The organism is Tepidicaulis sp., assembly GCF_965222285.1.
In the GTDB taxonomy this organism is placed as follows: domain Bacteria; phylum Pseudomonadota; class Alphaproteobacteria; order Parvibaculales; family Parvibaculaceae; genus Tepidicaulis.
Genome location: NZ_OZ244942.1, coordinates 2,006,713 through 2,022,115 on the forward strand (window position 1 = coordinate 2,006,713; position 15,403 = coordinate 2,022,115).

Here is a 15,403-nt window from a genome sequence, read left to right on the forward strand (position 1 = left end):
TTTGGCGCATTTCGGCGCGTTTCATTTCCTTGTGCCCTGCCATCGCAGGAGCCGTGCCACTTGCCGGAGGCGCCCGTTAACCTTTTCCCGCCTGCCCTCAATAGAAGAAGCGAACTGGTGCTTTCAGTTTTTAAGCGCTTTCCCCCTCCCGCCCCGCGCTGCTGGCACGCTTTCTGCTCCCTCCCGCCCAAGAGCGCCGCTTGTGTGCCGAAAGTGTTCCGGCACGGCACGCAAGGAAGCTCGAAAAGGAACAGAGGACACACAAATTCCCCCGTTTCGCGGGGCCGGGACGCGACAGCGTCACAAAACTGGATTAACGTGCCGGCTTGGCTCCTCTTGGGGGGAACCCGGCCGGAACGCGGAACGGGTTCAGAGGGCAGAGTAATGCAGCATCAGACGACACAGGCACTTGTTGAATATTGGAACGCGATCCGGGGAGACCGCCCCGCACCGCGCCGCAGCGAAATCGAGCCGCGCGACATCAAGCGGCTGCTTCCTTACGTGTTCATTCTGGAACGCCAGGACCATTGGTCCTTCCGCTTCCGCCTTGCCGGCACCGGCCTTTGCAATGCCTATGGCACCGAATTCCGCCGCCAGAACATGCTCGGCCTCTGGCAGGACGAGTGCCATACCAATATGACCCACCTGCTCAATGACGTGACGGGCAGTGCGGCTGCCGGTGTGCTGGAATACACCGCCGAGACGGGCGAAGGCCGCCAGGTCTCCTTCGAAATGGTGCTGCTGCCGCTCGCCCAGGACAATGGCGCCCTCACCCGCATCATCGGCGCTGCCGTGCCGCTGGAAAATCCGGCCTGGCTCGGCGACCAGATGCTGACCCGCCAGTGGATCGACCGCATTCAGCTCATCGATCCGGATCAAATGCCGAAATCCGCCGCCGCAGCCCTTGCCCCGCGCATCGCCCGGCAGGCCCCGCCGCGTATCCATGCCGGTATCCCGAGCCTTGCGGCCCGCCGCCAGCGCCTGAGCGGCGAGCGGCCTTATCTGCGCCTTATCAAATCGGAAGTGCCGAATACGGGCACGGCGACCGGAAAAGTCTTCGAAAGCTAATTACTTCCTCTGTTCCAACCGGATGAACGGGCCCCTCCTCAGGGGCCCGTTTTTTTGGCTCACGGGAGAGTGATGGGCAGGCGTCCTCTTATTATATGCATCATGCATATAATAAGCGCATGACAGAGAAACAGCTTACCAACCGCCTCGGCGCACTGGCCCTTGCCGCAAGCGATGCGCAGCTCAAAGGCGCAACCCGCATCACCGGGCTCAGCGCTTCGTCCTGCGCACTTATCGTCTCGCTCGGTCTTTATCCCGGCGGCACGGTATCTGAGGCAAGTACCCTGCTCGATCTCAGCCATTCGGCCACCGTGCGCCTGACGGAGAAACTGGCGGCCCAAGGGTTTCTCACCCGCCGCCCCGGCGCGGACAAGCGCGAAGTCGCGCTGGCGCTCACGGCCAAAGGCGAGCGGATGCGCAAAACCATTCTTACCGCGCGCGAAGAGGCACTTAGCACCATTCTGGACGGGCTGACGAAACAGGAGCGCAAAACGCTCTTACCGCTGCTCGATAAATTGCTCGCCTCCTTGACCGTGGATGCCGTTAGCGCCGGGCGCATGTGCCGCCTGTGCGATGACGGCATGTGCGGCCATGACGCTTGCCCCGTCCACCGCACCTATGAAGAGCTCGAAGCGGCGGGCGCCCCGCATTGAGCCCAACCCCCAAAGCGCCCCGAGGAGGACCCCACATGAACGAGACCCAGCTTGCCGCCTATTTCGGCTATGCGGAAAAGATCGGCCGCGCCGTCGCCTATTACGGGCTCGGCCTGATTTTCTTTGCCTTCGGTCTTTATAAATTCACGCCGGAGGAAGCTGCCGCCATCGAGCCGCTGCTCATTCACAGCCCGTTCCTGTCCTGGCTGCATGCCGGTTTCGGTGCGCAAGGCGCATCCAACGTGATCGGCGTCGTGGAACTTGCCATCGCACTTGCGATTTTCGCCCGCCGCTTCCTGCCCCGTGCCGCCGCCTTCGGCTGCTTGGGTGCGGCCGGTTCACTCGTCATGACCGTGAGCTTTCTCTTCACCACGCCGGGCGTGAGTGAGGATACGGCCGGCTTCCTCATCAAGGACGTGCTGCTTTTCGGCATCGCCATGTGGGCGGCGGGGGAAGCCTGGGCCATGGCCCGCAGCGGCGCGCGCAGCCCGGCAGCGCTTGCCCGTTCCGCCTGAAGGAAACGTCCCCCCAAAACAAAAGCGGGCCCTTTCACAAGGGCCCGCTTTCTTTTTACCTGTCTCGTCGGCGCTTACGCGACCTCGCGGTCCTCGGCGATCATGACATTCTCCGGCGGCAGCGGCGCCTTGCCCAGCATGTCGTCGGAAATCTTTTCCGCGATCATGATGGTCGGGGCGTTGGTGTTGCCACCCACCAGCGTCGGCATGACGGAGGCATCGACGACGCGCAGGTTTTCCAAACCGTGCACGCGGCAGCGCTCGTCCACCACGGCCATGTTGTCCTTGCCCATCTTGGCGGTGCCGACGGGGTGATAGATCGTCTCCGCCGTCTCGCGGATCCAGGCATCGATCTGCTCGTCGGTTTTGACATCCGCGCCCGGCCAGAATTCCGCACCCCGGTAAGGGTCCATCGCCTTCTGTGCCAAAATCTCGCGCACCATCTTCACGCCTTCGCGCATCACGATGCGGTCGGCTTCCGCTTCCAGATAGTTCGGCTGGATGATCGGCGCCTGTGAGGGATCGAGGCTCTTCAGCCCGATAAAGCCGCGGCTTTCCGGGCGCAGCTGACAGATATGCGTCGTATAGGCATGACGGTCAGACTTGATCCGCGCGTGATCGCGCATGAAGGCTGCCACGAAGTGGATCTGCACATCCGGCACTTCCAGTTCCTTGCGCGTCTTCAGGAAGCCGCCGGACTCAAGCCCGTTCGAGGTGCCGACACCGGATTTGAAGAAGACATATTGCATGCCCGTCATCAGCTGCTTGAGCGGGTTCGAGACCTGGCTATGCAGCGTGACGGGCTCCGGGCATTCCTGGATCACCGTGCAATCGAGGTGATCCTGCAGGTTCTGCCCGACGCCGGGCAGATCGGCGACGACATCGATGCCGAATTTGCGCAGGTAATCGGCCTTGCCGATGCCCGAGAGCATGAGCGTTTGGGGCGAATTGATCGCACCGCCGCACAGAATGACTTCCGCATCGGCATAAGCCTTCTGCGTTTGTTTCTTCTGCACATATTCAACGCCGACGGCCTTATTGCCTTCGAAGAGAATGCGTGAAGTCAGCGCTTCAACTTCCACCGTCAGATTGGGACGGCCGAGCGCGGGCACGAGATAGCCCTTGGCCGCGCTGCAGCGCTGACCGTTCTTGATCGTATGCTGGTAAGGGCCGACGCCTTCCTGCTGCGGGCCGTTGAAGTCGTCCGTATAAGGATGGCCTGCCTGCTTGCCCGCTTCGACGAAGGCATCGAAAAGCACATTGGGGCTGCGTCCGTTGGAAACGCCGAGAGGTCCGTCGCCGCCATGGAACGTATCATTGCCGTTCTCATTACCTTCCGAGCGGCGGAAATAGGGCAGCACATCGGAGAAGCCCCAGCCCTCAAGGCCCATCTGACGCCACATGTCATAATCGCGCGCATGGCCGCGAATATAGATCATGCCGTTGATGGAGGACGAGCCGCCCAGCACCTTGCCGCGCGGCCAGTAAAGCTTGCGGTTGTTCAGATGCTGCTGGCCTTCGGTCCAGTAATACCAGTTGGCGAATTCATTGCCGATCAGCTTGCCGACGCCTGCGGGCATATGAAAGAGGACGCTCTTGTCCTTGCCGCCCGCTTCCAGAAGCAGGACTTTCTTGCTCGGATCGGCGGACAGGCGGTTGGCCAGAACGCAGCCGGCGCTGCCGGCCCCGACAATGATATAATCGTAACGTGTCATAAGCTTCCCTTCTCACAGCTTCCTGGCCCGCAGTTTCTTATCGCAAGAATGTGGCTGCCATGTCCGGCAGCCCGCTCCCTGCCCTGCTATCCGGGCTCGGCCCTTCACGGCCTTTTATAATGGCCTTTTTCTCAGGCCCTTGTTCTGATTTTGCCGAATTGTGATATGTCAGCAAAGATGACGCAAGCGTCATCTTTGCCAAATCTCGCCTGAAAGCTTTTCCCTTAACTTACGGGATCAGCGTGACCAAGGTGCGCCGGTTCAACGGCTCGCGGACCCCGTCCCCGGTCGCCACGGCAGGACGGGTTTCCCCATAGCCAATCGTCTCGATCGCTTCGGGAAGCGCGCCCATTTCCACCAGCACCGTTTTCACGATTTCGGCGCGGCGTACGGAAAGCCGGTCATTGTAAGAAGCAGGGCCCGATGTATCCGTATGCCCTTCGGCGCGGATGAGGCCGTGGCCGCCGGCACGCGCCGTTTCGATGGCGGTATTGAGCACTTCCAGCGCCTCGGCGGAAAGCGACCATTCATCGAAGCCGAAATAGACGGTGAAATTCGCCGGCTGCGGCGCCTGCACGACCGGCGCAGGGGCCGGGGCAAGGGCCGTTTCCAAACGGCTGATATAGGAAAGGAAGCGGCCCCGGCATTCAAAGGCAGGCGCGGCACCCGAATCCATGGCGATCTCATGGACCCAGCAGTCGTAAGCGGTTTGCGCCACCGCGGCCATATCGGGCTCGGCTTCCTTGGCGCCGAGATTGAAGGCCGCCGTCAGACGCTGACGCGCATCTGCGGTCTCCGGCACGCTGGCGATGGGCGCCAAAGGCTCGACATCGACGCCGCCTGCCGCTTCCAGCGCTTTCGCGGCATAGAACTCGGCTTGCTCATCGGCGCCCTGCCCATCACGGGCCGTCGCTAGATTAAGATAAGAGCGGTAAAGCGCCTGCTGAAAGGCGCTGCCGCCCGGCACCGTGTCCAGCGCATCGTCATAAAGGCTTGAGGAACACGCAGCGACGGCGAGACCTAAGAAAAGAACCACGGCATATTTGAAAGCCGCCCCCGATGAAGCGAATACCGCGCCGATTGCCCGTCCCCGGAAACCGTTTTCCATCGTTTTTTGTGCCGTGCCCCGCATCGTGCCCTCATCTTCGGCTGCATACCGCAGCCCCGTTGCGCCGCTCGAAACGGCTTGTTCTTTGGTCCTGGGTTGTCCTAAGTAAGGTTAACCGCTTTAGTCTTATAGCGCGAAAAGACGTGTTTAGGCCAGCAATGCTGCGTAAAAGCGAAGCAACTCATTAACTTTCCTGTCCTAGGATAAACGGCAAAGAACACCATGCAGAATCGGCAGTTCAAAGGGGCGCGCCTGTCATGCAGGAGAAGAAATTGAACGAAGACCGCCGCCGCGCAGAGCGTAAAGAGCTTTCCGTCGAAGGCCGTCTGATGACGCCGGCGGGCGAGGAATATACATGCAGCGTGCTCGACATCTCGCTGGTCGGCATCGCGCTCTCCACACCTGCCCCGGCGAATCTCGACGACAAAGTCATCATCTATCTGAACGATCTGGGCCGTTTCGAAGGCAAGGTCGTGCGGATGATCGATAATGGGTTCTGCGTGGAAATTCACCTGGTGACGCCGCGGCGCGAACGGGTTGCCGAACGCATCCGCTGGCTGTTCGAGAACCAGCGTCTGCCTGCGGCATCCGCCGAAAGCCAGCGCCAGTTCCCGCGTATCACGCCGAAGGAATCCGGCCTTGGCGCGGCCTCACGGCTCATCCTGCCAAACGGCGAGCGCACAGAATGCCGCGTGCTCGACATGTCGCTGAGCGGCGCGCATCTGAAAACCGATCTGCGTCCGCCCATCGATTCGCGTGTGCAGGTGGGCCGCATGACCGGCCGCGTCGTGCGCCATACGCCCGAAGGTATCGGCGTGCATTTCGACACGCTCGCCACCGAGCTGCCGACCGACGCCTCGCATCTGACCGAGTAATCCCGCCAAATTAGCAAAACAGGGCGCGAGGATGCGGGGACACCCCCGCTATCCGCCCTGCGCCCTGGCCGCTAAACTGCCCCGTCAAGGAATCAGAAAACGGGGCGGAACTCATGTCAGACAATCTGCTGAGCTATGAAGTGAGAAACGGCGTTGCCGAAATCCATATGGATGACGGGCGCGCCAATGCACTTGGTCATGAAATGATCGGCGCGCTCAACGGCGCGCTCGACAAAGCAGAAAAGGAAGCAAACGCCGTCTTGCTCTCCGGGCGCGAAGGCCGCTTCTGCGCGGGCTTCGATCTGTCGGTGATGAGCGGCGGACCGGAAGCTGTGCAGAACCTGGTGGGCTCCGGCGCCAAACTTCTCACCCGTCTTTATATGTATCCGCTGCCCGTCATCACCGCCTGCACGGGCCATGCGCTGGCTGCAGGCGGGCTTTTGCTGCTTGCCTCGGACTACCGGATCGGGGCGGAAGGCGCGTTCAAGATCGGGCTCAATGAAGTAGCGATCGGCATGACGACGCCGCTCTTCCTCCTCGACTTCGCCCGCGACCGCGTGCCCGCGCCGCTCTTCGATCAGGCGACCGTCCATGCGCGCATCTTCGACCCTGAAAGCGCGGTTTCCGCCGGCTTCCTCGATGAAACCGCCACGCCGGAAGCGTTGATGAAAACCGCTATCGCAAAGGCCGAAGCCATGGGCGCCCTGCCCCGCGCAGCCTTTTCCGGCACCAAACGCAAAGCTCATGGCCCCACCGTCCGCCATATTGAAGACACACTCACAGCCGATTCTTCGAGCTTTGATGGGGCGCATTAGCCTCTGTTCTCAGGAGAACGGAAAATGAGGCGGTTCATGCATTTTCGCTTTCTGACGATCGGCCTGCTTGCGGCGGGCCTGGCCTTTGCTCAAAGCGCGCCGGCGAGGGCCGAGTGCGCCGTGGACAGCACCGAGGGCGTCCTTGGCGGGCTTGCCGGGGCGGCGCTGGGCGGTTTTCTCGGCTCGAAAATCGGCAGCGGTTCGGGCAAAACGGCCGCCACGATCGGCGGCGCGCTGCTGGGCGGTTTTGCGGGCAATCAGGCCGCACGTAATCTGACCTGCCAGGACCAATCTTATATGTACGACACCACCCAGTCCTCACTGGAGCGCTACCCGTCCGGGCAGAGCGCCACGTGGCGCAATCCCGATAGCGGGCATTGGGGCACGGTAACGCCGGTCAGCACCTATCAGGGTAACGGTGGGCGCAATTGCCGCGAGTTCGAACAGACGATCTATATCGACGGCCAGCCGGAACAGGCGACGGGCACGGCCTGCCGTCAGGGCGACGGCACTTGGAAGATCATCGGCGGCTAAGCACAGAAACGCCGAAGCGGTTTAAAGCGGGAGACGGCAACGTCTCCCGTTTTGCTTTGCGCCCGCCTGGGCGGCATCCAGCGAAATTGCTTCAAATTATCGGAAAAGAAATCTGAAAATTGAATACAAATAAAAACAAAAGATAATAAAAGTATATACAAATAATCTCTGAACTTATCTCAAATACACCCTCCCGTTTTGGAAATATAGAAACCCGAGACGTGTAACTTACTCAATACAGGATCGAAAGATCGGGGTAAGTACAATGTTCTTGATGCGTTTAGTAATCAGCGTTGCGCTGGTGCTTTATCTGGTGGGGTGCCAGACGATTGCGCCGGATGCGACGTCCGGGCTGAAAGCCGGTAAGCCAGTGGCGCCGGCCGAAAGAGCCCTCCAGCTTGCTTCCATGGAAGCTGGCTCTCAGGTCGTTCCCCCCTTCGGATATATCGGATTTTGCCTGCGCCATGCGGCGGAGTGCGAAACCGGCACCGACACGCCTTCCAGCGTGGAGCTGACGCCCGAAAAATGGCGCGAGCTCAACGAGGTGAACGACTACGTCAACAAAGCCATCCGGCCGGTCGAAGACATCGAGCTTTATAGCCGTGCCGAATGGTGGGCCTATCCGGGCGAAGAAGGCGGCGACTGCGAAGATTATGCCCTGCTCAAGCGTAAATTGCTGATCGAGCGCGGCTGGCCTGCAGATGCGCTGCTGCTCTCCGTGGTGAAGGAGTGGAACGGGGCCGGTCATGCGGTGCTTACCGCCGTCACCGACAAGGGCGACTACGCGCTCGACAATCAGGCCGCCAACATCGTGCTCTGGAAAGACACGCCCTATAGCTGGGTGAAGCGCCAGTCCCGCACCCATCCTTATATGTGGGTCAACCTGGACCCGGAGCGCGAGGAAGCCATCCGTCTTGCAAGCGCCGAGGTGCCGAAGCGCCCGGCCTTGCAAAAGCCTGCCGGCGCAGCGCCGGAAGGCACGTCCAACCTGCAAAAGCCGCTTGAAGAAGGCGTCTTGAAGCAGAGCGTAAATTAGGAGATCGGGCAGGCCCCGCCTGCCCCACGATCCCCCCGATCAGGCCCTTTCACCCCCCTTGGGCCTGGTCCTGTCGAGGCCGGTCCCGTCGCGAGGCGGGGCCGGCTGGACAGTTTTAGGCCATGAGAAAGCGAGGCCGAAAGGGAACGGCTCTTACCGGCCCTTCCATTGGGGTTTGCGTTTTTCGGCAAAGGCGCGCGGACCTTCGATTAGGTCTTCGCTTTTGAACAGTGCCGCAACGGCGGGATATTTCCCGTTCACCGCTTTTTCCAGGTCCGCCTCATCAAGCCCTTTATAGACGCTCTCTTTGGAAGCTTTGATCGACATGGGCGAGCATTCCATGATCAGCCCGGCCCAGCGTTTGGCTGCCTCAAGAAGCTGATCCGCCGGCACGACTTCATTGACGAAACCGAGCTGGCGCCCTTCTTCCGCACCGACGACACGGCCCGTCAGGATCATACCCATGGCCTGCTTCAGGCCGATCTGGCGCGGCAGCCGGTGGAGGCCCCCGGCGAGCGCTGCAAGCCCGACTTTAGGCTCAGGCAGCGCGAAATTCGCTTTCTCCGAGGCAATGATGAGATCGCAGGCGAGCGCGATCTCGAAGCCGCCGCCCATGGCCACACCGTTTACCGCGGCAATGACCGGCTTGTTGAGGTCATAGCGCGCGGTGAGCCCGGCAAAGCCGGTAGCCGGAACTTCCAGCTTGTTGCCTTCGGCCTGGTATTTCAGGTCGTTGCCTGCCGAAAAGGCGCGGTCCCCTGCCCCGGTGATGATCGCCACCCAAAGATCGGGATCGGCGGCAAAATCGTTGAAGACTTTCTCCAGCTCGAAATTGGCCGGCGGGTGCAGCGAGTTCATCCGGTCGGGACGGTTCATCGTCACGATCAGCAGGTGTCCGTCGCGCTCCACCGAGCAGAATTCATAATCAGCCATTTGTTTCTCCCTGTTCGCCGCCCCCTCACCGGAGGGCGCTTTATTGCTTGCCATCAATTTGCCGTGCGCGGCCCGTCAGGACAAGCCGGGGGCAGGCCACCCCCCGGAGCGCGCTAAATTCCCGTAATCGGACGCAGCGGCAGCCCCGGGTAAGCCTCCATTAAGCATTCTGCCCTTAAGTTGTCCTGTGGTGAAAAGCCGCCACAAGTCCGTTTCGAATCAAGGCACACAGTTTATGAGCGCCCAGATCAACCAAGCAGAACTCGACATGGCAGAGACGGCCGCGCCCGCTGGCGATGCCCGGCCGGAGACTGCTGGCGAAACCGGCACGCCCGCCGCCGCTGCAGACGCGCAGCCGCAACCGGCACGCGAGGCGAAGACCTTCTGGACACTGAAATATGGCGACCAGATCTATGGGCCTTATGCGCATGAGGCGATGGAAAAATATATCGGCGAAGGCCGGATCGTCGCGCAAAGCGTCATCGCGCCTGCAGGCAGCGAAGAATGGAAATTCGCCAAGGATGTGAGCGCCTTTGCGGTTCACTTCGGCGGCGCGCCCGCGCAGCCGGAGGCGGAGACAGGCCTTCAGGCAAGCACGCAGCCCGACCGGCGCGCGAACCGCAGAGCTGCCGATACCGGCGATGACCGCCCCGCTTATGGCCCCGCTAAAGGTCAGATCGACCGGCGCAAACGGCCCGAGTCGAATAACTTCGTTATCATTGCCGAGATCAAATCCCACCATGGCCCCGAGCTTGAACGGGCGCTGATGTCCGCCGGGCCCGCCATGAAGATTGCAAGCAACGCCTGGGTGCTGAGCGCCAAAACCTCCGCGCCGGGCCTGCTCAATCAACTCAGCCAGCATATCGGCCGCTCCGACCAGCTCTTCATTTCCGATGCCACCTCGGACCGGATCGCCTGGTTCAATTTCGGGCCGGAGATGGACGCGAAAGTCCGCCGCGTCTGGCGCAAGCCGACCTGATCTCTTTTATTTTTGCAGCAACCTCAAGGGCGCGCCAATGGCAGCCTGAGCCCGCCCGCCGTTAGCGGCAGCGGTGCAGGTGCCGTCACCGCTGCTTCCGCGCCGGGCCGGGCCAGTGGCAGTAGCGCGGCGTCTTCTTCCGCCTCACGGGCCGGGTTTTCCTGCGGCAGGACAACAGACGGCGCAGCAACCGGCTCTCCTCCCTCGCTGCGCACCGGGACCGCATCGCCTGCAAGGCGCTCCATGATGGATTTCGCAGGCCGCCAGCGGGCAATCAGCGGCGCGCGCATGGCGCCAATATCGATGCAGCGCGGGCCCGCCTCCTCACCCCTGTCGCAGCGTACCGTCTCCCGCAAGATATCGAGCTGGAAATTGACCTTGCGCACGAATTCGTCGATCAGCCCCGCATCGCGCACCTTGCCTACCAGGACAAGATAGTCTTCGCAGCCGATCTGCTGGCGCTCCAGGAGCGTTTCGAGTTGGCGCGCGGAGAATGTGTCATGCGGCGGCGCTCCAGAGCAGATGCGCCACAAAAGCTCGGCGGCCACATGATCGAAAAGCTGCACGAGATCACGCTCACTCCCCGAAAGACCGCCATAGACTTGCGCGAGTTCCTTCGGCTCAAGACGGCGGAAGGCTTCCAGAAACCCAAGAATGTCTCCCGGCAAGGGCCGGGAGGTGACGGGCGCCGGTACTTTTTCTTCTTCCGGTTTTTCCTCCGGCGCCTCCGGCAGACGCAGCCCCTCTTTCAGGAACGACATCTCGGTAGCTTCGGCAATATCGGGTTCACCCTCAGGGCCTGCGGGAATGAGCAGAAACTGCAGCCCGAGCGGGCGCTCTTCCATATGAAAATAGAAAGTCTCCGCGCCGCGCTTCAAAAGCCCCTGCGCGGCGGCGCCGGTTCGATGCCCGTTCAATGCGAAAGCCGATTGGCCGGGCGGGCGCAATTGGCCTGCAATGCGCGCTTCGGCTTCCGTCACCGTGAGCCGGTAGCCTTCGGCCTCGGCCAGGCCCGTATAGCTACCGCTAAAGGAACGCGCCTCGGCTTCGGCGGAAATCAACGCCAAAAACGGGAGAATGAGACAGGTCAGAATCCGCCCCCAGCGCCCCCGCCAGGCGAAATCACGGCCACAAGCTCGCACGTCCCCACTCCCCAACTCGTCACTTTCAGGCCGGCACAACAAGGCCGGTCCGCTTCCACCGCCCATCATATGCCGGACGATGGAAAAACCGGTTAACCGGTCAGCCGACCGGCTTCAGCCCCGCCGCATAGCGCTTCCAGTTTTCCACATAATGATCGGCGGAAAGTTTCAGTGCGCCGCCTTCTTCCTCCGACAATTGCCGCACGATCTTGCCGGGCGAGCCCATGACGACGGAATTGTCCGGAATTTCCTTATTCTCAGTGATCAGCGAGTTCGCGCCGATCAGGCAGTTCTTCCCGATCTTCGCGCCATTCAAAATGATCGAGCCGATGCCGATCAGCGAATTGTCGCCGATCGTGCAGCCATGCAGCATCACTTTATGGCCGATCGTGACGTTCTTGCCGAGCGTCAGCGGATAGCCCATATCCGTGTGCAGCACGGAAGCATCCTGCACGTTGGAATTCTCGCCGATGGTGATGCGCTCATTATCCCCGCGCAGCACCGCGCCGAACCAGACGCTGGCCTGATGTTTCAATTCGATATTGCCCATCATCTGCGCATCGGGCGCAACCCAATACTGCCCCTCTCCGGGCAGGATGGGGGTGACGTCCCCCAGCTTGTAAATCGTCATGAATACCTCCTTGAAACGCCGCGCGGAGCGCGCCGTGCTTTTGCCGTTGCCGGTTCTTCTTGCTGGCCGGACTATGCCACGGAAAAGATAAATCTGTCATGGATTTGCCGTCTGCGCGCAATAGGATGGAAGAAACGCACCCGTCAGATTTGAGAGGCAGAACCGAGGCCATGAGCGACACTTCCCGCACCCGCGCCAGCGACAAAAACTTTCTTGCCTTGGAAAAATATAAACGCAGTGAGGACCGGCCCGTTCCGCGCCCCATGGCGCGCGCCTTTCGCGATATTGCCGCCGCACGCTTCAGCCGCCGGTCTTTCCTGCAAGGCACGTCGAGCGCGGTGCTGGCGCTCGGCGTCTCAGGCGCGCTTGCCGCCTGCAGCGAGAAAGAAGAAACGGGCATTCCCGGCTTCGATTTCGACGAGATCGCCCACGGCGTCGATGAAACCCATCACGTCGCGCCCGGCCATGACGCGGATATTCTTTTGCGCTGGGGCGACCCGCTCTTTGCCGATTCCCCGCCTTTCGATCCGGAAAGTCAGAGCGCGGCCACGCAACTCAAACAGTTCGGCTACAATAACGACTTTCTGGGCCTCACCCCACTGCCCTTCGGTGATGCACAGAGCCCGCATGCGCTGCTTTGCGTCAATCACGAATTCACGAACGATCCGCTGATGCACCGCGCGCTCAGCGAAGCTGCCGACCCGCGCCTTGCCTATACGCCGGACATGGCGCGCATCTCCATGGCAGCCCATGGCGGCACCATTGTCGAAGTGAAAAAGACGGACCGCAAATGGGCGCCCGTTACGGACAGCCCTTTCAACCGCCGCATCAGCGCGCTTGAAACAGAGATGGCGCTGGACGGCCCTACCGCAGGCCATCCGCGCCTGCAGACCTCCGCCGATCCGAGCGGACGCAAAGTCATCGGCACATTCAACAATTGCGCCGGCGGCATGACGCCCTGGGGCACCTATCTAATGGCGGAAGAAAACTTTCACGGCTATTTCGCAGGCGATTTGGACAGCCATCCCGAAAAACGCAATTACGAACGCGTCGGCATACCCGGCGGGTTTTATCCCTGGTTCATTGCCGATGAGCGTTTCGACATCAACAAGGAGCCGAACGAGGCGAACCGCTTCGGCTGGGTCGTCGAAGTCGATCCTTACGATCCTGCTTCCACGCCGGTTAAACACACCGCCCTTGGCCGCTTCAAACATGAAGGCTGCGAAACCATTCTCGCGAAAGATGGCCGCGTCGTCATCTACTCGGGCGACGATCAGCGCTTCGAATATCTCTATAAATTCATCAGTGCCGCCAAAGTCGATCCCAGCAACAGGTTGGCGAACATGAAAATACTGAGCGAAGGTACGCTTTACGCCGCCCGCTTCGCGGAAGACGGCAGCGGCGAATGGCTGCCGCTTGTTTTCGGTAAGAACGGCCTCGATGCTGCAAACGGGTTTGAAAGCCAGGCGGACGTCTTGATCGAAACGCGCCGCGCCGCCGACATTCTGGGCGCAACACCGCTCGACCGGCCCGAAGACGTTCAGCCCAATCCGAAGACGGGCCGCGTCTATGCCGCGCTCACCAACAATTCTAAACGCGGAGAAGACGCGACCGACGCCGTTAATCCGCGCGCCAACAATATCTGGGGCCAGATCGTCGAAATCACGCCGGAAGACGGCAATCACGGCGCGCAAAAATTCAGGTGGGACTTGCTGGTGAAAGCGGGGAATCCGGCCAAGCCCGAAACGGGCGCCGCCTTCAATAAAAAGACCAGCGCCAATGGCTGGTTCGCTTGCCCCGACAATCTCGAAATCGATCCGCAAGGCCGTCTCTGGGTGGCGACCGACCAAGGCAAGGACTGGCCGGAAGTATCCGGCACCGCCGACGGGCTTTGGGCGCTCGGCACGGAGGGCGAGACGCGCGGGCTCGGACGCATGTTCTTCCGCGTACCCGTGGGCGCTGAAATGTGCGGGCCGCGCTTTACCGCAGACGGCGAAGCGCTTTTCCTTGCCGTGCAGCATCCGGGTGCCGACGGCGCGGAGGACTACGCTGCCCATGGCCGCCCCTCGACTTATACTGACCCGGCAACGCGCTGGCCGGATTTCGACCCGGCCATGCCGCCCCGCCCCTCTGTTGTCGTGATCACCCGCAAAGGCGGCGGCAAGGTGGGCTAGCTTCGCGCATTAACCATGCCGGTTGCATCAAACGGAACGCTCAAGCACTCTATATGCCTGCTTGCGCGTGCCCATCGGCATTTGCGCCTGGCCAAAGGGAAACGGGGGTTCCATGCGGCTCTTCAATACGGTTGTTCTGCTTTTCATCGGCTTGCCGGCGGCATTCTTCTTTGCCTATCAGCAAGGCTGGCTCGATCCTTATGTCGAGGAAGATTGGATTCCGGCGGGCCCACTCATTCAGGCGGAACTCCGGGCCAAAGTGAGCCCTGAGGAGCTTGAGGCACGCATTGCCAAAGCGCTTGAAGAAGACGATTACGCGGATGCGCAGCTTTATGCGGAAATCGCAGATTACGCTTCCATTCCCCTTTCGGATGAAACACGCGCGGCACTCGACGACGCCAATTCGCTAACGAACAATATCCGGCGCACCGGCGGCTCTTTCTTCGAAGGCTTCGTCTATGGGCGCGGCAGCGACACGGCAAGCTTCATGGGCGCGCTCACCTCGGACCTCACGGTCATCGGTGATGTACGCGACATTGCCGGGGAAGGCGAAAAAATGGTGCGCGGCGAAGACTATTCCACACTGGTGCTCGGCCTTTCCGTGGCGGGTGTTGCGGCGACAGCGGCAACGGTCGGCTCCGGCGGCGCGGCTTTGCCGACGCAGGCCGGCCTTTCGCTTCTCAAAGTCGCCAAAAAAGCCGGCACACTCACCGCCAGCTTTGCCAGCGAGCTGCGCCAGCTCCTTTCCGAAGCCGTCAATTTCAAGAAGTTGAAGGAAACGCTGCAAACGACGAGCCTTGGCGATCTTTCCGCCACGCGCCGCGCGGTGGGCGATTATGCGGACAATGTTTCCTTCGCCAAACTGACGCCGGTTGTCAGCGATGTCGGCGCGCTGCAGCGCGCCGCGGGACCTGCCGAAACCATCCGCCTGATGCGCTATGTGGAAAACAGCGGCGACCTTGCACGCATCACCCGCATGAGCAAAACACTCGGGCCGAAGACACGCGGCATTATAGAGCTGACGGGCAAGACAAGCCTGCGCGCCTTCAAGACTTTGGCGAACTTCGTGCTCTGGCTGCTCTCCTGGGCCTGGGCCATCGTGGCCGGCATCGCCACCTGGCTCGGCGGTATGGGAATGCGGCGCGGCGTGCGCCGCCTGAGACGCCGGCGCGTTTACACCCGCGAAGCCTGACGGCAAACCCACTTAAAACGAAAAGCCCGCAGC

The 15,403-nt window shown here is 61.3% G+C and carries 15 protein-coding genes; 10 read left to right on the forward strand and 5 right to left on the reverse strand.

What is annotated here, in order from left to right; all coding sequences use genetic code 11:
- Positions 1–384: 384 nt before the first annotated feature.
- The 3 genes from ACOQOT_RS09610 (at position 385) to ACOQOT_RS09620 (ending at position 2,236) form a co-directional block, all read left to right on the forward strand.
- On the forward strand, positions 385–1,068 hold the full coding sequence (locus tag ACOQOT_RS09610; RefSeq protein ID WP_420559065.1) for a PAS domain-containing protein: 684 nt from the start codon (positions 385–387) through the stop codon (positions 1,066–1,068).
- 119 nt (positions 1,069–1,187) lie between these two features.
- On the forward strand, positions 1,188–1,721 hold the full coding sequence (locus ACOQOT_RS09615; RefSeq protein WP_420559066.1) for a MarR family winged helix-turn-helix transcriptional regulator: 534 nt from the start codon (positions 1,188–1,190) through the stop codon (positions 1,719–1,721).
- A 35-nt stretch (positions 1,722–1,756) separates the two neighbouring features.
- Complete coding sequence (locus tag ACOQOT_RS09620) at positions 1,757–2,236, forward strand: DUF417 family protein (protein WP_420559067.1); 480 nt, start codon at positions 1,757–1,759, stop codon at positions 2,234–2,236.
- A gap of 74 nt (positions 2,237–2,310) precedes the next feature.
- Here the strand turns inward: ACOQOT_RS09620 and ACOQOT_RS09625 are convergent, their stop codons facing one another.
- Both ACOQOT_RS09625 and ACOQOT_RS09630 read right to left on the reverse strand, forming a co-directional pair.
- Entirely contained in the window at positions 2,311–3,951 is a 1,641-nt protein-coding gene (locus ACOQOT_RS09625; RefSeq protein WP_420559068.1) for a choline dehydrogenase, read from the reverse strand.
- A gap of 229 nt (positions 3,952–4,180) precedes the next feature.
- Complete coding sequence (locus tag ACOQOT_RS09630; RefSeq protein ID WP_420559069.1) at positions 4,181–5,083, reverse strand: OmpA family protein; 903 nt, start codon at positions 5,081–5,083, stop codon at positions 4,181–4,183.
- 248 nt (positions 5,084–5,331) lie between these two features.
- Between ACOQOT_RS09630 and ACOQOT_RS09635 the strand changes: the two genes are divergently transcribed.
- The 4 genes from ACOQOT_RS09635 to ACOQOT_RS09650 all read left to right on the forward strand — a co-directional run bounded on the left by ACOQOT_RS09635 (position 5,332) and on the right by ACOQOT_RS09650 (position 8,319).
- Positions 5,332–5,934, forward strand: coding sequence for a PilZ domain-containing protein (locus tag ACOQOT_RS09635; protein ID WP_420559070.1), 603 nt, complete (start codon positions 5,332–5,334; stop codon positions 5,932–5,934).
- 113 nt (positions 5,935–6,047) lie between these two features.
- Positions 6,048–6,749, forward strand: a complete 702-nt coding sequence (locus ACOQOT_RS09640) for a crotonase/enoyl-CoA hydratase family protein (RefSeq protein WP_420559071.1) — start codon at positions 6,048–6,050, stop codon at positions 6,747–6,749.
- A 36-nt stretch (positions 6,750–6,785) separates the two neighbouring features.
- Entirely contained in the window at positions 6,786–7,283 is a 498-nt protein-coding gene (locus ACOQOT_RS09645) for an RT0821/Lpp0805 family surface protein (protein WP_420559072.1), read from the forward strand.
- 274 nt (positions 7,284–7,557) lie between these two features.
- A complete protein-coding gene (locus ACOQOT_RS09650; protein ID WP_420559073.1) occupies positions 7,558–8,319 on the forward strand; it encodes a transglutaminase-like cysteine peptidase in 762 nt (253 codons plus the stop codon).
- Positions 8,320–8,472: 153 nt separating this feature from the next.
- Here ACOQOT_RS09650 and ACOQOT_RS09655 read toward each other — a convergent pair whose 3' ends face one another.
- Entirely contained in the window at positions 8,473–9,252 is a 780-nt protein-coding gene (locus ACOQOT_RS09655; protein ID WP_420559074.1) for an enoyl-CoA hydratase-related protein, read from the reverse strand.
- A gap of 268 nt (positions 9,253–9,520) precedes the next feature.
- Here ACOQOT_RS09655 and ACOQOT_RS09660 point away from each other — a divergent pair, with 268 nt between their 5' ends.
- A complete protein-coding gene (locus tag ACOQOT_RS09660) occupies positions 9,521–10,231 on the forward strand; it encodes a hypothetical protein (protein ID WP_420559075.1) in 711 nt (236 codons plus the stop codon).
- 23 nt (positions 10,232–10,254) lie between these two features.
- Here the strand turns inward: ACOQOT_RS09660 and ACOQOT_RS09665 are convergent, their stop codons facing one another.
- Positions 10,255–11,373 (reverse strand): hypothetical protein, encoded by a 1,119-nt coding sequence (locus tag ACOQOT_RS09665; RefSeq protein WP_420559076.1) that lies wholly within the window; start codon positions 11,371–11,373, stop codon positions 10,255–10,257.
- A 100-nt stretch (positions 11,374–11,473) separates the two neighbouring features.
- Positions 11,474–12,004: a gamma carbonic anhydrase family protein gene (locus ACOQOT_RS09670; protein ID WP_420559077.1), complete on the reverse strand. Its 531-nt coding sequence runs from the start codon at positions 12,002–12,004 to the stop codon at positions 11,474–11,476.
- Positions 12,005–12,174: 170 nt separating this feature from the next.
- Here ACOQOT_RS09670 and ACOQOT_RS09675 point away from each other — a divergent pair, with 170 nt between their 5' ends.
- A complete protein-coding gene (locus tag ACOQOT_RS09675) occupies positions 12,175–14,178 on the forward strand; it encodes a PhoX family protein (RefSeq protein ID WP_420559078.1) in 2,004 nt (667 codons plus the stop codon).
- Positions 14,179–14,290: 112 nt separating this feature from the next.
- Entirely contained in the window at positions 14,291–15,370 is a 1,080-nt protein-coding gene (locus ACOQOT_RS09680) for a hypothetical protein (RefSeq protein ID WP_420559079.1), read from the forward strand.
- The last annotated feature ends 33 nt before the right edge of the window (positions 15,371–15,403 follow it).